Genomic DNA, 18,888 nt, shown 5'->3' on the forward strand with positions numbered 1-18,888 from the left:
GCCCGAGTCGCGCAGCGAATCCTCGCCATGACCGCCGCGATCTGGCACAACCGCGCCACCGGCCAACCCGTGACCAGGTCCCTGATCGCCTACGACCACTGACCCGACTTCGGACTTACTCGTCTAGCCGAGCTGGTCGCGGCGGCGGGTCAGGTAGGCGGTCTCGGCGGTGTTGCCCGCCAGCACGATGGCGCTGTCGTACGCCGCGCGGGACTCCTGGCTGCGGCCCAGCCGACGCAGCAGGTCGGCGCGGGTCGCGTGGTACGCGCGGTAACCGGCCAGGTCGGGTTCGAGCCGGTCGACAGCCGCCAACGCCACCTCCGGCCCGTCCAGCTCGGCGACCGCGATGGCCCGGTTGAGGGCGACGACCGGTGAGGGGTCGAGCCGGACAAGCTGGTCGTAGAGGGCGACGACCTGCGACCAGTCGGTGTCACGGACGTCGCGGACGCAGGTGTGCACGGCGTTGATCGCGGCGAGGATCTGGTAGCGGCCCGGGGCCGTTCCGGCGGCCAGGCGTTCCCGCACCAGCCGGTGGCCCTCGGCGATCAGCGCGGCGTCCCAAGCTCCCCGGTCCTGCTCGGCGAGGGTGACCAGTTCACCGCCGGCCGAGACGCGGGCGGCCCGGCGGGCCTCGGTGAGCAGCATCAACGCCAGCAGCCCGGCCACCTCACCGTCGCCCGGCAGAAGGTCACGGACCAGTCGGGTGAGCCGGATCGCCTCGGCGGTCAGGTCCTGACGTACGGGATCGGTGTCGGGTCCGGTCGTCAGGTAGCCCTCGTTGAACACGAGGAAGAGCACGGCGAGTACGCCGGACACCCGTCCCGGGAGGTCGGCCGCCGACGGCACCCGGTACGGGATGCGAGCTGCCTTGATCTTGGCTTTCGCCCGGGTGATCCGCTGTCCCATGGCGGTCTCCTGCACCAGGAAGGCGCGGGCGATCTCGGCCACGGTCAGACCGCCGACCATGCGCAGCGTCAACGCCACCCGGGTCGGCATCGCGAGCGCCGGGTGACAGCAGGTGAAGATCAGCCGGAGCCGCTCGTCGTCGATGGCGCCGAGCGGTTCGGGTGGGCTGTCGTAGCACAGTTGGGCCTCCCGCTGCTTGTCGTCGCGTCTGTTCTCGCGCCGGATCCGGTCGATGGCTCTGCGGCTGGCGGTGGTGGTCAGCCAGGCTCCGGGGTTGGGCGGTACGCCGTCGTCCGGCCAACGCTCGACGGCGGTCGCGAACGCCTCGGCCGCTGCCTCCTCGGCGATGTCGAGGTCACCGAAACGCCGGGTCAGTGCGGCGACCACCCGCGCCCACTCCTCCCGGTGGGCCCGGGTGACCGCCTGGCGGGCGTCCACCACGTTCACCGGAACGGCCGCACCTCGACCTTCCGGTTGCAGTGTTTCGATCCCTCGGCGGCGAGCGTGAGTGCCACGTCCAGGTCGGGCGCCTCGATGATCCAGAAGCCGATGAGGTGCTCCTTCGACTCCAGGAAGGGTCCGTCGGTGAACAGCGGTTCCGCACCGCGGTTGTCGATGACGGTGGCCGAGTCGGGACCGGCGAGGCCACCGGCGAAGACCCAGTGGCCCGCCGCCTGGAGCCGGTCGTTGAACACGTCGATGGCGGCCATCTCGTCCGGCGTGGCGAGGGTGGAGTCGTCGTGGATCACGGAAATCAGGTACTGCATCGCAGATCGTCTCCTGTGTGCGTCGGGTGCCCCTCGTGGGCGGCCGTTCACCTCTGCAACGAACACCGTGGGCCCGATCCGACACCACGGCCCGAGTTTTTTCGACGGATGCCGGGCGGGTCACGGCGGAGCCGGCTCACCCGACGATCGCGGTGGCCGCGATGGCGGCGTACGGCCGGTGAGGGCCCTCGGCGGGCCGCTGCAGCCGCTCGACCTCCCGGAAGCCGACCCGGGTCAGTCGCTCGGAGAACTCGTCGACGGGCCAGCGCCAGGCGGTCACGACCTTGTGGTCGAAGGCGTCGACCTCGTCCCTCACGAAGAACCCGGTCACCAACGTCGCGGCCGGGGCCAGCACCCGGCGGAACTCCGCGAGCACGCCGTCGAGATCCTGCGGCGGCAGATGGATCAACGAGAACCAGGCCAGGATGCCCACGACGGAACGGTCGGCAGCGGCGAGCCTATCCATCGACCCGAGTTCGTACCGTCCGTCCGGGTGGGTGGCCCGCGCATGGGCGACGAACTCGGGCACCAGGTCGATGCCCGTCGCGTCGACGCCCGACGACCGGAGGTAGTCGGTGATATGGCCGGGCCCGCAGCCCAGGTCGAGGACGGTGCCGGGTCGGCCCGCCAGATGCCGCCCGATGAAGGCGAGGTCGTCGGCGTGGACCTGCTGGCGTGTCCCGAACAGCCCGATGTAGAGCTCCGCAACGGACGCATACGCCTGCCGGACCTGCTGCGTGTTCACCACGTTCATCACGTGACCCTACGGGCCGGCGTCGTGCTGCCATGCAGGCGGCAGCGGGACGCCGCCGGCCCGGGTCAGGTCGGGACGCGACCGGAGGACGTCGGTGGGCCGCAGGCGAGCCGAGGAGAGCGCGGGTGCTGAATACCAGATCCCCCGCATGGCGGAGGTTCCCGAATCGAACGGAATAGCAGGAAGCGCCCACATGGCCTCGGCTGTCGCCCGCCTACTCGGGGATCAGCTCCCCGAGCCGGTCAAGTGTATACGCCTCCGATCCGTCCGGCAGGTCCCCCGGCGCCTCGATACCGACGAAGGTGACCGGCTCGTCCGGCATCCGGCCGTCCCACATCGTCACCTCGCCCCGGGTACGCCACCGGTCGACGAGGTAGGAGACCGTGAGGTAACGCCGTTCCACCAGTGCCCGTACCCGGTCGGCGGTGGTGAACGTGTTGTCCTCCACCCGGTTGAACGACGGCCGGCCCCGCAGGTACAGGTGCAGCCACACCGCCTGCCAGCCCTGCTCGCCCTTGGCGAACACCATCGGCAACGCGACGCGGCCCTGACCGCGCAGGTGCGAACGGGCCCGCACGGTCCGCGCGTCGAACGGCGCACCGCGCTGCTCCCGCGTCCGGGTCTGGTACCCGAACATCGACTCGGCGACCTCGTCGAACGACTCGCCCGCATAGACGTACACCTGCGGCACCACGTAGCTCCCCTGCACCGTCAGGGGCACGTCGACGAACTCGGTCGCACCGTTCGTGGCGTCGGTGATGTCACCGGAGTGCACCACACCGTCGTGGTGGTAGTTGGTCCAGGACACCTGGCCCGCGCTGTGGAACCCCTCGTCGAGCAGCAGCACCGACAGGTCGTGGTCGGTGCGCCGACCGGCCTGACGCCAGTATGTGAAGAAGCGCAGCAGCTCACCGGAGACCGACGCCCGTGAACCCCTCGGCAGGACCGCGAACCCACTCTCGGTCGCCTTGCCCGACAGCGGCAGGGCGACGTCGAGCACCTCCGGGTCCACCACCAGCGGTCGCAGCGGCTCCGGCAGCCGGGTACCGATCTCGGTGTCGAGCAGCGCCGACAACTCGGCCACCAACCCGGCCGGCAGCGTCGGCCGCTCGTCCGGTCCGACCCACGCGCGCCGCGAGCGACCCACGTACATCCGGGCGGACGCGGGCGTCAGCCGGTTGTCGACGTGCTCCCGGAGCGAGAGCAGCACCCGACCCGACGCCGAGCCGAGCGCACCGGTCACCGCCTCGACGACGGCGGACCGCTCCGACGGCGACGCCAGCCGCAGCAGCCGGTCCGCGGATCGCAGGAGCAGGCCGGGCGCCGCCGACAGCACCGACGCGGCCGGACCGATCGTTCCGGCCCGGATCGCCGCCTCCGCGCGGCCGGCGAGACCGGGTACCCGCTGCTCGCCGCGCGCGACCGCGAACACCGCCTGTGCGTGCGGCCACTGGCCGTACTCGTGCGGGTGCAGCCGTTCCCCGAGCCGCTTCCACCGCTCCGCGTAGCGGACGACGTCAGCGAGCTTGTTCGGGTTCGCAGCGACGACCCGGTCCAGTGCGGCGAGCAGCATCCGCCGTTCCGGGCGCCGGAAGGCACGGAACCGGGTGGGCGTCACGAGGGAGACGTCCCCGTCGGAGACCTGGCAGGCCAGACGCAGCACGTCGGTCACCGTGTCCACGGCGACCAGCGGACGGCCGAGAACCAGCCGGATCCCGTTGAGTACGGCCCGGTTCTCCCGTACCGGGATCTCGGCCGGCTGCACGCCGTCCAGGCAGGCGACCGTGAGTTCGCTGAGGAGCGCGAGGTCGGCCTCGCCGTGTGGTGTCGTGCCACCGGCCAGGTCCAGGTACAGCCGCTCCGACTCCACGTCGACGGTGTCGCCGAGACGCAGCACGGTCACCCGGTCGCCGGCTGCGGTGACCAGGTCGTCGTGCGCGGCCAGCAACTCGGCGTAGGTGTGCTGGTAGGCCCCGTAGCCAGGCAGGGCGAGCAGGTTCACCCCACCGGAGGCGACGGCGTCGCGGAGTTGCCCGTCGGTCGCCGTACCGCCGCCGGTGAGGACGGCGGCGCGGAGCCGGTCGGTCCAGAACTCGACGGTGTCCGGCACGCCGTGCGGGAAGTCGATGAAGTAGGCGTTGTGTTGCACGTGGTCGCCGACCAGCTCACGGACGGCGGAGACAACCGTGGCGGCGAGGTCCATCGCCGGTGCCGGGGCCAGGGTGCCGATGTGCTCCAGCAGCGCCCGCGACGCCGAGAACCCGACACCGAGCAGCGCGGCGTCCAACTGCCGGGCCACGGCGGTACCGTCACCGGCCGTGCCCGTACTCGCCGGCACGCGCAGGGTCCTCTGGATGATCAGCTTCTCGAGCACGTGCTCCTCCGTCACCTCTCAGTGCACTCACCACAGCGCACTGTTGGTAGTTGCCGTCGGCTCCGCGTCCTGCCACCGGGGCCCTTCCCGGTCGAGGGCGTACCGGTACGCCTGAATTGTCGTCACGCCGAACCGTCCGGGTCGGTGCCGGCGTCGACCACGCGGCGGACGCGGTCCGCCGCCACGCGGCGCCCGTCGAGCAGGCGCGGGCAGCGTGCCTTCCCGGAGCCAGCGATACGCCGCAACCGGATGGACGCCCTCCCGCCTCGCCCGCTCCTTCACGTCCACGATTGCATTCGATCACTTGCTCGATCGGCAACTGCTTTCACCCGCAGCGGAGGCGAACCCCGGCATCAGGATCGGTGCCACAGCGACGGTGCCCGCGCTGCCCGAGGTGGCGCGTCAATCCTGCTCAGGGTGGTGCGTTCGGTGGACCTCCTGCCGGGCGTACGTCGGCCACCGGGCCGGGTCGGCCCGCAACTCGGTGAGCAGATCCGGCCGACACTCGGCAAGCCGCCGGACCTGCTGGTCGCGCAGCCAACGCACCAGCCACCCCGCCGTCGCGGTGGCGGTGCTGCGGTGCCGCCAACTCACGGTCATCCTGATCCGGACGTCCTCGGCGAGCCGGACGGTGTGCATGGTCCCGGCGGGGACCAGAGTTGCGCTGGTGAGCGCGACGGCCCCGCCGCCCTCCAGGATCCGGCGACCGCTCGGCCCGTTGAGTGCGGTGAACCGGATCCGCGGTTCGAAACCCGCCGCCCGGCACAGCGACACCACCGAACGGTGGTTGCGGGTGCCGGCCGGGCCGGTGAGCCAGTCCAGACCGGCCAGTTCCCGCAGGCTGATCTCGGTGCGACCGGGACCGACGTCGTGCGGCATCAGGACGTACGCCGGGTCCTCGAACGCCACCGTGCTGTCCCACCCCGGCGGCACCGCCAACCCCACCAACGGAAGGTCGGCGTACACACAGATGTCGGCGGCGAGCATCGCCGGGGTCCAGTCGGGCCCGGGGATGTCGACGATGTGCTGCCGGACGTCGACCAGCGCGTCGTCGCGAAGCGCGTCGAGCAGTCCGCTGAAGCCGAACTCACTGGCCAACTGCAGAACGCCGGGCGGCACCGGTGGCTCCTCGGGGTCGGTGACCGGGGAGGTCACCGAGGCCAGGGCGCGCAGGTGCGGGAGCAGCTCGACCAGGATCGGGGTGGGTCGTACCCCGCCCGGGGTCCGCTCGAACAGCACGGCCCGCCACTGCCGCTCGATCCGCGCCACCAGGGCACTCACCGACGGCTGCGGCAACCCCAGATGACGGGCCGCGCCACCGATCGAACCGGTCGCGGCGACCACGTCGACCAACTGAGCGTGCCGGACGGAGACGGAATCGGCGTCGATGATCCCGGCGATCGTGTCGCACGCGGTGACCGCCCGACCAATTGCGTCCAACGCCGCCCGCCCACGCTCGGACAGCCGGTAGCCCTGTCCCGTCCGGCACAACCAACCGGCCTCGCCCACACCTGCCAGCCGGCCCAGCCGTCTGCGCACCCCGGACTCACTGATGCCCGAACGGGCCGCGAGGTCCCCCACATCGGCGCCGTCGGCCACACCGAGCAGCAGCCGAAGATCTCGCGCATCCACGGGCTCAGATGGTATGCGGCGGCCGTCCGGTTGGTAAGCCCACCTGCGGCAACCACCTGACGCGTGAAAGACGCTCCCGTGGCGCGGTCTGGACCGGCCGGTGCGGGTCGGGTACGCCGCTGCCCGGCGCGGGGCCGGGCAGCGGTCGGTGCGGGCGCGGGTGGCTAGCCGCAGGAGCCCGGGAGGGAGCTGCTGCCGGCACCGGCCGCCCAGGTGCAGCCGCCCCGGTACATCAGCATGCTGAACGGGAGACGGATCGTACGGCGCTCGGCGTTCCAGACCGCCTGGAAGGAGACCTGCGGGTTCAGGGTGATGCCGAGGTTCGCCGCCGCCTGGGTGATGCCGGCGTTGAGGGTCGTACCGATCGACCCGGCCAGTTCCAGAGTCTCCGGTCGCCAGCCCTGGGGCGCCTGGAGCTCGACGTACCGGTTGCAGTGGGCCACGTTCTGGTCCCGGGTGCACTGGGCGGCACCGACGCTGACCAGCGTCCAACCGTTGATTCCGGCTGCGGTGACGTTGTAGGTGCCGGTGGTCAGCAGCCGCCCGTCACTGGCCATGCAGACGCCGGTCCAGGTCATGGTGGCTCGGACGACGCCGGTCCGGAAGATCCGCCAGCCGTCGGCACGGTAGCCGTTGGGGTTCACCGTCGAGGTGCGGTTACGGCTCTGGAGCGAACCGGAGGTGCACCCACCGTCGGTCTTGGCGAACGGTCCGGAGCTGGAGATCAGCGTCTCCACCTTCCGGTTGTTGGCCGAGGCCGGGTCGGTGGTCGAGGCGCTCGCCTGCGCCACCAGGTTCGTGGCCTTCAGCCCCGTACCGATCGGGGTCTTCACCTGCAGGACGATCCTGCGCTCGACCCCGGGCGCCAGGTTCCCCACCGTCCACGTCGTCCCGCTGAACGTGCCGGCGGTCGGCGTCGCCGAGATCACGGTCAGGCCGTTGAGGGTCAGCGGCACCCGGACCTGCTGGGCGGTCGTCGTGGTGGAGAGGTTCCTGACGTACCCGTCCACCCGGTAGGTGCCACCGTTGAGCACCCCCGGTCCGGCCAGGCCGGGATTGACCACGTCGAGCATGAAGGAGACGTCGGCGCTTGACCCGTAGCCCGGCGGATTCGGGACGGCGCTGTCGATGCAGCTGACGTTCATCGTGTCCTGCGGCGAGTTGAGCGGCTCGTCCCGGGTGTCCGTGAGGCACCTCTCGGGCCAGAGGTGAAGGTAGTAGTCGGCCCACGAGGCGCACTGGCTGTTGGGACTGTAGGACGGGGTCTCGGTGCCGGCCGTCCCACCGTCGTCGCAGAGGAACGTGGCCGTGGCGGCCCGGGCCGGGCTGGTGACGACCAGCCCGGAGACGAACGTGAAGAGTGCGACGAGGGCCGCGCCGAACGCGGTACGGCGTCGTGATCGTTGGAGCATGGACTGCCCTTTCCCACGGAGAAGATGCAGGAGATCGCCGCCCGCATCGAACGAGATCTACAAGACAGCTGAATTCTCACCACGCGCCGTGGCGGCAGGGTAATACCAGAGGTGGCGGAGGGCCATACCAACCTGGCACGGTTCCACGCGGCGCTGTCCCCCGCCCCGTTCCGGGCTTGGACAGCGCGAAACAGTGGGAACACCCGTAACGGCAGCCGGACCACGACCGTGCTGACCGATGTCGGGCTGAAATTCCGGCTCGCCGCACCGGAAACTCTCCTCAGCGCAACGTCGAAGAAGAAGACCCTCGATTTCACCGCAGATAATTGCGCCCTGGTGCGGAAGCCTGGGAGGCGCCATGGGTCACGTCGTCGGCCGGCATGCGGTCGTCTTGGGTGCGAGCATGGCGGGCCTGCTCACCGCGCGGGTCCTCGCGGAGTCGTTCGAGCGGGTGACGATCGTCGAACGCGACCGCCTGCCTCCGGGCGTGGCGCAGCGCCGTGGCGCACCGCAGGGACACCACATCCACGCGCTGTTGGCCCGAGGCGCGCAGGTGCTGGACGAACTGTTCCCCGGCCTGACCGCCGAGATCATCGCGGACGGCGCACCTGCGGGGGACCTGCTGGGTGGCATTCGATGGTTTCTGTCCGGTCATCGGATCAAGCAGGCGGACATCGGCCAGCCGGTCCTGTTCCCCAGCCGGCCGCTGCTGGAGTCCGCCGTACGGAATCGCGTCCGCGCCCTGCCGAACGTCCGCGTCGCCGACGGCCTCGATGTCGTCGAGCCGAGCACCACGGCCGACCGCCGTGCTGTCACCGGGGTGCGGGTACGCGGTGACGACGGCGACATCACGGTCATCGGCGCCGATCTGGTCGTCGACGCGACCGGGCGCGGCTCGCGTACTCCGCTCTGGCTGGAGAGTTGGGGCTACCCCCGACCGCAGGCCGACAAGGTGCACATCGGGGTGTGCTACGCCAGCCGCGCCTACCGGTTGCCGCCCGGCGCGCTGGGCAGCGACGCGCTCATGCTGCACTCCTGGCACCCCGGGCAGCCGCGGGCGGCAGGGCTCGTCGCGCAGGAGGGCGACCGGTACCTGGCCACCCAGGTCGGGATGCTCGGCGACCAACCGCCGACCGAACTGGACGGTTTCCTCGCGTTCGCACGGAGCCTGCCCTTCGACGACATCTACCGCGCGATCCGCGACGGCGAACCGCTCGGCAAGCCAGCCACCTTCCAGTACCCGGCCAACGTGCGACACCGGTACGAGCGGCTGTCCCGCTTCCCCGCCGGGCTGTTCGTCATCGGCGACGCGGTATGCGGATTCAACCCCATCTACGGCCAGGGTATGACCGTGGCCGCGCTCCAGGCCGCCGCGTTCGGTGACCTGCTGGCCGAAGGGCGCCTGCCGACCTCTCGCCGCTACTTCCAGGCCATGGCCAAAGTCGTCGACGTGCCATGGGAGATCGCCACCGGCTCGGATCTGGCCTTCCCCGAGGTACGTGGTCGCCGCACGGCACGGACCCGCATGGTCAACGCGTATCTGCCCCGGCTGCACGCCGCAGCCGCCACCGACCCGAGCCTGGGTGCCGCGTTCGTACGCGTGACGGGCCTGCTCGCTGCGCCCACCAGCCTGCTGCGACCGGATCGCGTGCTACGCGTCCTCCTCAGCCGCCATGGCGCCGCATCGCATGGCGCCGGCTCAGTTGTCCGGCCGCCAGCCGACCAGCCGGCCGCACCGAGCAGTCGCAGACCCGCCGCCTGACAGTGCGGTGGTGGTTCGGCGGCGCATCCCTGAGCAACTCGGCATGCGCCGGATGGCCCACCCCCGCGCTCTACCACCTCACGAGTGAGTGGGTCTGCTGGGGCTCGAACGGTCGGCGCACGCACGTGAGACAGCGCCGTTCGTCAGACCCTCGTCACATCGACGCCAGGTAGTCGTACTGGCTGGGGAGGCTGGCAACCAGTTCGCGGGACTGACGGGCGACCGCGGCGAGCTGCCGGCGGGCGGCGGCCTCGTCCAGGAAGGAGAGCGCGGCCTTGGGTGCGCGGGGCAGGTGGCCGCCGAGCCCGAGCAGCATCACGTTGTACGAGTAGGGCTCGAAGCCGTGGTAGTAGGGGTACACGGAGGTCTCGTCGGGCAGGCGGGTGCTCCAGACCTCCAGACGCTCGGCCACGCCGTCGGGGACCGGCCGTTCCTTCGTCGCCTTCCAGTACGGGGTGTCGGCGCGGGCAGCACACCGGTAGTGCACCACCAGGAAGTCCCGCACCCCGTCCAGACAACGGTTGATCGTCCGGTTGTAGGCCCTGATGAGCGTCGGGTCCCAACTCTCGTCCGGGAAGTGCTTCACCAACTGCTCGATCCCGTGGTGGATGAAGAAGATCCCGGTCGATTCCAGCGGCTCCACGAATCCGCTGGACAGCCCGATCGCGACGCAGTTGTGTACCCAGGAGTTCCGGTTGCGCCCCACCCGCATCCGGATGTGGTTGGCCTCGACGTCGTCGGCCGCCGGACCGACGAAGCGGCGTATGGTGCGCTCGGCCTCCTCGGCGGAGCAGAAGTCCTCCGCGTACACGTATCCCGTTCCGTTGCGGTGGAACAACGGGATCGTCCAGATCCAGCCGGACTCCATGGCCGTGGCGGTGGTGTAGGGCCGGATGCCGTCGCGCTCGGGATCCGCCGCCACGCGCAGGGCCACGGCACGATCGTTGGGCAGGTACTGCTGGTAGGACTCGAACGGCTCGCCGAGCACCTGGTTGATCAACATGCCGCGGAACCCGGTGCAGTCGATGTACAGGTCCCCGGCCAGCTCGCCGTGTTCGGCGGTGACCAGGTGGCTGATCCAGCCGCGCTCATCCTGCTTCACGTCCACCACGTCGTCGCGGATGTGCTTCACGCCGCGCTGGACGCCGTAGCCGGTCAGGAACTTCGCCAACAGGCTGGCGTCGAACTGGTAGGCATAGGGAAACTGGGTGTCCTGCTCGGACATCGTGGTCCGGCGGTGCCGGTCACCACCGTCGTGCAGCGAAACCTCGAACAGCTCACCGCTCAGGTTCTTCGGTGCCCGCTTCGCCTCGCATATCGCAGGGACCACGAGGCACTCGCGGTCGAACCGGTCACTGCCGATCTTCAGCCACCAGTCGGCCATGGTGAAGCCGTCGGCGAGTCGTAGCCGCTCGAAGGGGTGGTAGAAGTACCGTCCCGGCTCGCGCCAGTTCTCGAAGCGGATCGCCAGCTTGTACGTCGCGTTGCACTCGGGCATCCACTCGTGCTCGGCAAGCCCCAGATAGTCGAAGAAATGGCGGATCGTGCTGAACGTCGCCTCACCCACGCCGATCGGGGGCACGGCGCGGGACTCCACCAGCGTCACGCCGAGCCGATCACCGAAGGCGGCCCGGAGATAGGTCGCGGTCATCCAGCCCGCCGTACCACCTCCGACGATGACCACGTCGCGCACCATGTCATGCCCCTTCCACGATTGACGTCCCCCTACGCCATCACGGATCGGGCCGTCGGCGACTGCCCGATCGGGGCGTGCGATCAGGGGCTCCAGCCGAGCCTGATCGCCGCGCGGGCGCACGCCCTAGCGTCGGGTGACCGATCGACGCTGGGAGGAAACCATCCAGACGCACCCTTCCCCGCTCCGCGTCATCGCCGTCTACGCCGCTCTCGTCGTCGTCCCGGTGCTCGGCGCGGTCGCGCTGCTGAGCGCGGACATCGGTGGCGGCCACCTCGCTGTCGTCGCGGACGCGGGCCACGCCACCCACCACCCTCTCGCCCGGCTCCTGCTCGCCGTCGTCACCGTCGTCGGTGCCTGCAAGGTAGCCGGAGCGCTGGTTCGACGCATCGGGCAGCCGCCGGTGATCGGTGAGATCGCGGCGGGCATCCTGCTCGGTCCCTCGGTACTCGGCGCGGTGTGGCCGCAGGCGCAGCGGGCGCTGGTCCCCGCCGAGGTGCTGCCCCAGCTGAACGTGCTGGCGCAGTTGGGCGTCGTGCTGTTCGTCTTCCTGACCGGACTGGAGCTGAACCTGGCCGCGCTACGCGGACGGGGACCGCTCACCCTGGTGGTCAGCCATGTCAGCATCGCCACGCCGTTTCTGCTCGGGGTGCTGCTCGCGGCCGCCGCCTACGACCGGTTCGCCCCCGACGGTGTGGGGTACCTGCCGTTCGCGTTGTTCCTCGGCGTGTCGTTGAGCGTCACCGCGCTACCGGTGCTCGCCCGGATCCTGGTCGACCTCGGGATGTACCGGACAAGGATCGGTACGCTCGTGATGACCTGTGCGTTGGCCGGTGATGTGACCGCGTGGATCCTGCTCGCGATGGTGGTCGCGGTGGTTGGCGTGTCGTCGATGGTTGGCGTCGCGGTGACCGCGGCGTTGACCGCCGTTTTCGGGGCCGTGCTGTTCGCGGCGCGGCCGGGACTCACCCGGCTGTTGACGACGACCGACCCTCGGCGGATACGTGTCGCGGTCCAGGTGGTGCTCGTCGGCGTACTGCTGTGTGCGACGGTCACCGAGCGGATCGGTGTGCACGCTATCTTCGGCGCGTTCCTGTTCGGGCTGGTGCTGCCCGGTGACTCGGCGGTGGGCAGGCGGTTGCACGACACTGTCGGCAGCCTGACCTCGATGCTGCTGCTACCGCTGTTCTTCGCCTACAGCGGCCTGCGCACCGAGTTGGTGCTGCTGGGTGAGGGTGGCATGTGGCTGTGGTGCGGTCTGGTGCTGGCGCTGGCGGTGGCCGGGAAGTTGGGCGGTGCGGCGTTGGCCGCCCGGGCGATGGACATCGACTGGCGCCAGTCGTGGCAGATCGGCGCGTTGATGAACTGTCGCGGCCTCACCGAACTGGTGCTGCTCAACATCGGGCTGGACCTCGGAGTGATCGGCGCCGACCTGTTCGCGATCCTGACACTGATGGCGATGTTGACCACAGCTGCCGTCACGCCGCTGGTCATGCTCTGCTCAGCCCGACCGGCGCAGGCGGACCCGGAGGGCGCCCCGGTGCAGCCACGCGTGCCATCCGGCACCCAGGAAGGTCAGGTAGCAGGAGGTGGAATGGATGGGGATCATGGCCTCGACCCCCGCCCACTGGACCAGCCCGCTGACGGTCATCACCGCGGCGAAGCCGATCGTCAGCCACGTCGCCAGTCTGCGCCGAACAGGCCACGCGGTGCGGGCCGTCAGCCCCAGCCGCGCCCGTAGCCGGGGCCGGGTCGCCACGTGCAGCACCGCCCAGGCGACGAACAGCAACCCGACGATCACGTGTGGGACGGCACCCGCCGCGACCGTGAACCAACCGGCCAGCAGCAGCGCCGCCACCGGGAGGTCGGTCCACCACGCCGGCCGCGACCGGCCGGTCCTGACGGCGCTGTTCATGGCGGTCCTCCCGCGATCGGCGACGAACGACCCACGGTCAAGCATCGGACAGGACGTAAGTACGGGCAAACCAGGATGACCCGCCCGATCGATACATCCTCGCTCAGGGTGCCACGGAAGAGGGCCGTTCCGGGGCGGGCTGGCCCGGAACGGCGTTCCGCCGGTCACCGCGGTGGGGACGTCACGCCGACGCGGTACGGGCTTGGCGTCCCCACCCCGGTGGCTTCCACGCGCGGTCTTACTGACCGTCGGTCAGGGCCGGCAGGAACCCCCTGGCACGGCTCAGGAACTCCCCCGCCGTCGGGCGAGGGAGGATGTCACCCTGCGAGCGGTGCCCCCGCCGAGGACGACGACACCGTCGATGCGGGCGTCCATTCCGCGGTTCCTTCCGTCGGTGTACCGTCCCGGCCGGTCCACGCCGCGTAGGAGCGCAACCCGTACAGCAGCGGGCTTCCCGGCCGAGTGAGCACCCCGTCGACGTGACCGAACACCACGACGTGATCACCGGCGGCCTTGGCCTCGGCCACTTCGCACTCGGCGACCGCATGCGCGTCCGTGGTGAGCCACGGCAGCCCCCGTACCGGCGTCGGCTGCCAACGCACCGCCGCGAACCGGTCCAGGTCTGCCGTGGCGAAGACCTCGGCCGCGGCCTGGCCGCCGGAGTGCAGCAGGTTCACCGCGAACGATCCCCGTTCCAGCATGGCGTGGAGCGTGGAGCTGCGATGATGCAGACAGGTCAGCAGCATCGGCGGGCTTAGGCTCACGCTGCACATGGAGGTACAGGTCAGACCGAGCGGCACGCCGGTCCGATCGATGGCCGTAACAACGGTGACGCCGCTCGGGAACAGGCTCATCAGCTCCCGGAAGGTCGCGTCGCCGCCCGCCGACCACGCCGCATGCCCGGGCTCCTGCGCTGGCATGTCAGTCATGGCTACAGCATCACCCGCCGGAGCGGGAAGCCACCTGTCCGCGCGGCGCGCTCGGTCGAGGTGGCCAGTCGGGTACCCCTACCGGAGTCGACCGGTCCTCGCTCCGGCCATAACGTCGGCGGCATGTCGTTGGAGGGCAAGGCTTTCTTGATCACGGGAGCCGGCAGTGGCATCGGCGCGGCGACCGCGGTACGCGCAGCGGCCGGCGGTGCCCGGGTCGCCGTGCTCGGCAGGCGGGAGTCCGCGCTCACGCGGACCATGACCGCGATCCACGATGGCGGAGCGGGCGAAGCAATCATGGTCCCCGCCGACCTCACCGACCCGGTCGACGTGGACCGGGCGGCAGCCGTCACGCTGAAGGAGTTCGGCGGGTTGGACGGGTTGGTGAACAACGCCGGCATCGGCCGGTTCGCACCCATCGGCGAGGCTGACTGCAAGGACCTCCAGTACATGTTCGACCTGCACGTGCGCGGGCCGGTACAGCTGATCCAGCGGTTCGTACCGAGCTTACGCGAGCGTCGCGGCTCGATCGTGAACGTCACCTCGGTCGCCGGGGACCTCGCCGCGCCCGGCCGGTCCTTCTACGGGGCCACCAAAGCGGCGATCAACCACCTGACCCGCTCCCTGGCCCGGGAACTCGCACCCGGGATCCGGGTCAACGCGATCCTGCCTGGACCGGTCGACACCCCCATCTACGACAAGGTGGCCGGTAGCCCCGAGGAACTGGACCGGCTGCGCGCGGACATGATCGCGCTGACGCCGCTCGGCCGGTTCGGCCGGCCGGAGGAGATCGCCGAGTGGATCTGTCAGCTTCTCGACGACGCCGGTCGGTGGGTCACCGGCGCCCTCCTGCCGATCGACGGGGGGCGGTGCGCTTGACATCCTCCCCGTCGCCGAACGTGCGCGCAAGGTCGGCAGCCTGCCGGGCGGTCGAGTAGAAGCGGAACGTGAAGGCGCGCTTCACGGTCCTGGTCACCGCTCACAAGCCAGCAAGCTGGTCGGTGACCCTTGCGGTGACGCGCGGGGGGGTACGCCGGTTCGCCTCGGCAGCGGACCGGCTCTTCTGCCCTGCTCCGCAGGGGTTCCGTTTTCTCTCCGGCCTGAAGGCCGAAGTCTCCACGGAAGGAATGCGATGACCTCGACGATGGCCGCCCGCGCCACCCATGCCCAGTCCATCCCACCGTCCTGCGTGCATGACGTGTACCGCTCGGTGAACGCCTGGGCGGCGCGCACCGGTCGCCCCGTCGCCCGTCTGGACGTCGGAGAACCACACTTCACCCCACCGCTGGCGGTGATCGAGGCGTTGGCTGCCGCAGTCCGGGACGGGCGCACCGGCTACACCCCGGCCGAGGGTCTGCCCGTGCTGCGCGAACGGCTGGCCGCGAAGCTCGTCGAGCACAACGGACACGACACCGTTGCGGAGCGGGTCCTGGTCACTCCCGGGGCGAGCCAGGGCCTCTCGGCGTTGATGCAGTCGGTGACCGACCCGGGCGACGAGATCCTGCTACCCGCCCTGCACTGGCCGATCCACCTGCAACAGAGCCTGCTCGCCGGGCTGCGCCCACGCTTCTACCCGCTGGACGACGAGTACCGGCCGGACCTGGACGCGCTGGCCACCATGGGCAACGAGCGGACCAGGGTGCTGCTGACGAACACGCCGTCGAACCCGACGGGATGTGTGTACGACGCCGATCTGCAGGCCGCGCTGCTGGAGCTGGCGCGACGCAACGACTGGCTGGTGATCGCCGACGAGGCGTACGAGGACTTCGTCTACAGCGGCCGCCACGTGTCGATGGCGGCGCTGGAGCGCGACGTCCCGCCCGCCGAGCGCCGGGTGTTCTCGGTGTACAGCTACTCCAAGAGCTTCGCGATGACCGGCTACCGGCTCGGGTACGTGGCCACGCCGAACGCCGCACACGCGGCCACCCTCCAGGTGGTACAGGAGGCGTCCATCCTCAGCTCCCCCACCCCGGTGCAGTACGCCGGACTGGCCGCGCTCGACGCGATGTCGGAGGTGGCCGACAACCGGGAGCGTCTCCGGTCGGCGCGGGACGCTCTCGCACCCCTGGCCGAGCTGGGGCTGATCCCACGGGTGCCGGCCGGTGGCTGGTTCGCGCTGGTCGACATCGACGGGCTGGGAACGACCGCGGATGCGTTCGCTGCGGCGCTGCTCGAACGGGACGCGGTAGCGGTGGCCCCCGCGCGCGGCTTCGCGCTACGCCCGGTGATCACCGCAGGTCGGGTGGCCCGGGTCGACGCCGACCCGGCCAGTGAACACCTGGTACGGATCGCGTTCTGCGGTGAGCCCACCCAGGTCAGCGAGGCGGCGCGGCGGATCGCGGCGTTCGCCGCCGAGTTGGCGTCATGACCGGGAAGACCTACGCCGAGATCATCCACCTCCCGCAGGTGTTGGACAGCGTCGCGCCGAACACTCCGCCGGCGAACCGGAGGGTGCACACGGCGGAACACTTCTTCCTGGTGGCCCACCAGACCTCCGAGCTGTGGCTCAAGCAGGTGTTGATGGACCTGGCGGAGGCGACGGTGGCGGTCGGCCGGCCGAACCGGGACCTGCCCCAGGCGATCGAGCACGTCGAAAGGGCCGCCGCGGTGCTCCGGCTGGTCGCCGCGCATGTGGCGGTGTTCCGCCGGCTGCTGCCCGGCGATTTCGCCGCCTTCCGGCCGACGTTCGGGAACGCGAGCGGGGCGCAGTCCGAGCAGTTCCACCGGCTACGTGGGGAACTGGGCCTGCACGGCCAGCCGAGCGTACTGTTCGCCGAGTTCGTCGCGGCGGTCGCGGAGCAGTCGACCACCCTGGAGGCGATCTACCGCCAGGCGCCGCAGAGCGGTGACCTGTACCGGCTGGCCGAGTCGCTGGCGGATCTGTCCCAGGCCGCCTGGCACTGGCAGCTCGACCACGTGGAGACCGTGACCCGGGTGATCGGCCGGGCACCCGGGACGGGCGGCACGACCGGGGCGGAATACCTGACCAGGCGCCTGGCGGCGCCGTTCCCCCAGCTGTGGGAGGCAAGGTCCCTCCTGTACCGAGCCGACGGAGGTGTGAAGTGCCCGCACGACGCCAACCAGAGCTGACCTCACCGGTGTTGATCACGGGGTGCTCGTCCGGCATCGGCCGGGTGACCGCGCTGTACCTGCTGTCCCGTGGCTACCGGGTCGTGGCCACCTCACGGACGGTGTCCGCGATGGAACAGCTGGCCAGGGCCGGCGCGACGGTGCGGCCCCTGGACGTGACCGACGAGGAGTCGGCGGCGAAGGTGGTGGCCGACATCGAGGCCGAACACGGGGCCGTCGGCGCCCTCGTCAACAACGCCGGTTACGCGGAGTACGGCCCGGTGGAGACCGTGTCACTGGAGCGGGCCCGGGCGCAGTTCGAGACGAACTTCTTCGGGCTGGCCCGGATGTGTCAGCTCGTGCTACCCGGCATGCGGCGCACCGGTCGTGGTCGGATCGTGAACATGTCCTCCGTGGGCGGTCGCATCGCCTTCCCCGGTGGGGGCGTGTACAACGCGTCCAAGTTCGCGGTCGAGGCGTTGTCGGACGCGCTGCGGTTCGAGGTCGAGCCGCTGGGCGTGTCCGTCAGCGTGATCGAGCCGAATCTCATCCGCGACACCCGGTTCGACGAGCACGTCGACGAGTCCATGCGCCGCAACACCGACGAGTCGGGCCCGTACCGCGATCTGCGCCAGTCCATCGTGGACCAGCTGCGCCGCTGCTTCACCTCGCCCAGGATGGCCTCGCCGGCGACCGCGGTGGCCACGGTGGTCGACCACGCTCTGAGCGACCCCCGCCCGCGTACCCGCTACCTGGTCTCACCGAGCGGCAGGTTCTTCGTCGGCAGCAAGCTGGTCATGTCGGACCGGCAGTGGGACCGGGTGATCCGCCGCCAGTTCGGTCTGACCGAATCCGGCGCCTACACCGGCAAGTACGCCCAGCAGTGAGCTGACCAGCGCACGGCGCTGCCACGAGCCAGCGGCTCCCGGTTACCGGGAGCCGCTGGCTCGTGCCGACCCTGCCCGGATTCGAGCCGGCTCTGCCCGGTCGGGCCCCCGGGGGAACTCCGACCGGGCAGGGCCGGCTCGGGTACGGCTCAGCTCTCGCGGCGCAGCAGGTACCGCCAGGGGTCGAACCAGCCCTTCTCGAAGGCCCTGCGGAGCATCGGGTTGCCGTCGCCATACCGGAGCATCTCCGCACCCGCGACACTTTCGGCCCTGATCAGCCGCCACTGCGTGAAGCGGCGGGTGAGTTCGTCCTTCTGCACACCCTTGAGCACCGGATGCTTGGCCAACCCCAGCAGCAACAGCAGCGCGCCCGGCGCGGCCAGTCGGGTCACCTCGGGCACGTACGCGTCCCGCATCCGGGACGGCAGACCGTGGAAGCAGCCCGCGTCGACGACCAGGTTGTTCCCGCCCGGCACGCCCAGTTTGCCCAGCTCGGCCACGTCACCCTGGATCAGGCGGGGCGCCACGCCCTCGGTGACCGCCCGGTTGCGGGCCTGGGCCACCGCATCGGCGACCAGGTCGACCCCGGTGGCGTCCCAGCCGTGCTTGGCGAGGTAGACGGCGTGGCGACCGCTTCCGCAGCCCAGATCGAGGGCGCGGCCGGGCGGCAGCGCGTCCGGGCCCTCGACCAGTTCCACGACCGCGTCGTCGGGCTCACCGGTGGACCTGGGGTTGAACGGGGATCGGTAGAGCAGGTTGACGACGGCGCGGGTAGCCAGAGAGGCCAT

16 protein-coding genes and 1 pseudogene are annotated in these 18,888 nt (G+C 70.7%); 7 read left to right on the forward strand and 10 right to left on the reverse strand.

Features of this window, described 5'->3' with window-relative positions:
• Window positions 1-102 (forward strand): annotated as a pseudogene (locus GSF22_RS34580) (IS982 family transposase); the annotation flags it as partial.
• A gap of 21 nt (window positions 103-123) precedes the next feature.
• On the opposite strand, the gene GSF22_RS08370 reads toward GSF22_RS34580, so the two are convergent.
• The 6 genes from GSF22_RS08370 to GSF22_RS08395 form a co-directional block, all read right to left on the reverse strand.
• A complete protein-coding gene (locus tag GSF22_RS08370) occupies window positions 124-1,347 on the reverse strand; it encodes an RNA polymerase sigma factor (RefSeq protein ID WP_208812590.1) in 1,224 nt (407 codons plus the stop codon).
• Window positions 1,348-1,349: 2 nt separating this feature from the next.
• Window positions 1,350-1,673 carry a YciI family protein gene (locus tag GSF22_RS08375; RefSeq protein WP_208812554.1) on the reverse strand — a complete coding sequence of 108 codons (324 nt, stop codon included), beginning with the start codon at window positions 1,671-1,673 and terminating at the stop codon, window positions 1,350-1,352.
• A gap of 136 nt (window positions 1,674-1,809) precedes the next feature.
• Window positions 1,810-2,418: a class I SAM-dependent methyltransferase gene (locus GSF22_RS08380; protein WP_208812592.1), complete on the reverse strand. Its 609-nt coding sequence runs from the start codon at window positions 2,416-2,418 to the stop codon at window positions 1,810-1,812.
• A gap of 223 nt (window positions 2,419-2,641) precedes the next feature.
• A complete protein-coding gene (locus tag GSF22_RS08385; RefSeq protein ID WP_208812557.1) occupies window positions 2,642-4,801 on the reverse strand; it encodes a hypothetical protein in 2,160 nt (719 codons plus the stop codon).
• A gap of 402 nt (window positions 4,802-5,203) precedes the next feature.
• A complete protein-coding gene (locus GSF22_RS08390) occupies window positions 5,204-6,433 on the reverse strand; it encodes a LysR family transcriptional regulator (protein ID WP_208812559.1) in 1,230 nt (409 codons plus the stop codon).
• A 164-nt stretch (window positions 6,434-6,597) separates the two neighbouring features.
• Complete coding sequence (locus GSF22_RS08395) at window positions 6,598-7,845, reverse strand: DUF11 domain-containing protein (protein ID WP_208812561.1); 1,248 nt, start codon at window positions 7,843-7,845, stop codon at window positions 6,598-6,600.
• Window positions 7,846-8,248: 403 nt separating this feature from the next.
• Here GSF22_RS08395 and GSF22_RS08400 point away from each other — a divergent pair, with 403 nt between their 5' ends.
• The gene (locus GSF22_RS08400; RefSeq protein ID WP_208812563.1) at window positions 8,249-9,607 is read left to right on the forward strand and encodes an FAD-dependent oxidoreductase; all 1,359 of its coding nucleotides are present in this window, start codon (window positions 8,249-8,251) and stop codon (window positions 9,605-9,607) included.
• A 154-nt stretch (window positions 9,608-9,761) separates the two neighbouring features.
• On the opposite strand, the gene GSF22_RS08405 is transcribed toward GSF22_RS08400, so the two are convergent.
• Window positions 9,762-11,303: a tryptophan halogenase family protein gene (locus tag GSF22_RS08405; protein WP_208812565.1), complete on the reverse strand. Its 1,542-nt coding sequence runs from the start codon at window positions 11,301-11,303 to the stop codon at window positions 9,762-9,764.
• 133 nt (window positions 11,304-11,436) lie between these two features.
• On the opposite strand from GSF22_RS08405, the gene GSF22_RS08410 reads away from it, so the two are divergent.
• Window positions 11,437-13,041, forward strand: a complete 1,605-nt coding sequence (locus GSF22_RS08410) for a cation:proton antiporter (RefSeq protein WP_208812567.1) — start codon at window positions 11,437-11,439, stop codon at window positions 13,039-13,041.
• A gap of 491 nt (window positions 13,042-13,532) precedes the next feature.
• Here the strand turns inward: GSF22_RS08410 and GSF22_RS08415 are convergent, their stop codons facing one another.
• Window positions 13,533-14,144 (reverse strand): flavin reductase family protein, encoded by a 612-nt coding sequence (locus tag GSF22_RS08415; protein ID WP_208812569.1) that lies wholly within the window; start codon window positions 14,142-14,144, stop codon window positions 13,533-13,535.
• A gap of 123 nt (window positions 14,145-14,267) precedes the next feature.
• Here GSF22_RS08415 and GSF22_RS08420 point away from each other — a divergent pair, with 123 nt between their 5' ends.
• Window positions 14,268-15,023: an SDR family NAD(P)-dependent oxidoreductase gene (locus tag GSF22_RS08420; RefSeq protein ID WP_208812571.1), complete on the forward strand. Its 756-nt coding sequence runs from the start codon at window positions 14,268-14,270 to the stop codon at window positions 15,021-15,023.
• On the opposite strand, the gene GSF22_RS35975 is transcribed toward GSF22_RS08420, so the two are convergent.
• The gene (locus GSF22_RS35975) at window positions 14,980-15,120 is read right to left on the reverse strand and encodes a helix-turn-helix domain-containing protein (protein WP_368856900.1); all 141 of its coding nucleotides are present in this window, start codon (window positions 15,118-15,120) and stop codon (window positions 14,980-14,982) included. The two genes, GSF22_RS08420 and GSF22_RS35975, sit on opposite strands and share 44 nt — an antisense overlap.
• Before the next feature lie 156 nt (window positions 15,121-15,276).
• Between GSF22_RS35975 and GSF22_RS08430 the strand changes: the two genes are divergently transcribed.
• Genes GSF22_RS08430 through GSF22_RS08440 form a run of 3 tightly spaced genes read left to right on the forward strand, consistent with a single transcriptional unit; the run spans window position 15,277 to window position 18,100 of the window.
• Window positions 15,277-16,512: a pyridoxal phosphate-dependent aminotransferase gene (locus GSF22_RS08430; RefSeq protein WP_208812575.1), complete on the forward strand. Its 1,236-nt coding sequence runs from the start codon at window positions 15,277-15,279 to the stop codon at window positions 16,510-16,512.
• Complete coding sequence (locus tag GSF22_RS08435; protein WP_208812577.1) at window positions 16,509-17,234, forward strand: tryptophan 2,3-dioxygenase family protein; 726 nt, start codon at window positions 16,509-16,511, stop codon at window positions 17,232-17,234. Before GSF22_RS08430 ends, GSF22_RS08435 begins: the two co-directional genes overlap by 4 nt.
• 8 nt (window positions 17,235-17,242) lie before the next feature.
• Window positions 17,243-18,100, forward strand: a complete 858-nt coding sequence (locus GSF22_RS08440) for an SDR family NAD(P)-dependent oxidoreductase (RefSeq protein WP_307803833.1) — start codon at window positions 17,243-17,245, stop codon at window positions 18,098-18,100.
• A 149-nt stretch (window positions 18,101-18,249) separates the two neighbouring features.
• Here the strand turns inward: GSF22_RS08440 and GSF22_RS08445 are convergent, their stop codons facing one another.
• Entirely contained in the window at window positions 18,250-18,888 is a 639-nt protein-coding gene (locus tag GSF22_RS08445) for a class I SAM-dependent methyltransferase (RefSeq protein WP_208812579.1), read from the reverse strand.

The organism is Micromonospora echinofusca (assembly GCF_017614955.1).
In the GTDB taxonomy this organism is placed as follows: Bacteria; Actinomycetota; Actinomycetes; order Mycobacteriales; family Micromonosporaceae; genus Micromonospora; species Micromonospora echinofusca_A.

Coding starts and splice junctions, on each gene's coding strand:
- GSF22_RS08405 (WP_208812565.1), bottom strand. CDS start 11,303: ATGGTGCGCGACGTGGTCATCGTCGGAGGTGGTACGGCGGGCTGGATG.
- GSF22_RS08375 (WP_208812554.1), bottom strand. CDS start 1,673: ATGCAGTACCTGATTTCCGTGATCCACGACGACTCCACCCTCGCCACG.
- GSF22_RS08400 (WP_208812563.1), top strand. CDS start 8,249: ATGGCGGGCCTGCTCACCGCGCGGGTCCTCGCGGAGTCGTTCGAGCGG.
- GSF22_RS08445 (WP_208812579.1), bottom strand. CDS start 18,888: ATGGCCTCTCTGGCTACCCGCGCCGTCGTCAACCTGCTCTACCGATCC.
- GSF22_RS08415 (WP_208812569.1), bottom strand. CDS start 14,144: ATGACTGACATGCCAGCGCAGGAGCCCGGGCATGCGGCGTGGTCGGCG.
- GSF22_RS08395 (WP_208812561.1), bottom strand. CDS start 7,845: ATGCTCCAACGATCACGACGCCGTACCGCGTTCGGCGCGGCCCTCGTC.
- GSF22_RS08430 (WP_208812575.1), top strand. CDS start 15,277: ATGACCTCGACGATGGCCGCCCGCGCCACCCATGCCCAGTCCATCCCA.
- GSF22_RS08435 (WP_208812577.1), top strand. CDS start 16,509: ATGACCGGGAAGACCTACGCCGAGATCATCCACCTCCCGCAGGTGTTG.
- GSF22_RS08420 (WP_208812571.1), top strand. CDS start 14,268: ATGTCGTTGGAGGGCAAGGCTTTCTTGATCACGGGAGCCGGCAGTGGC.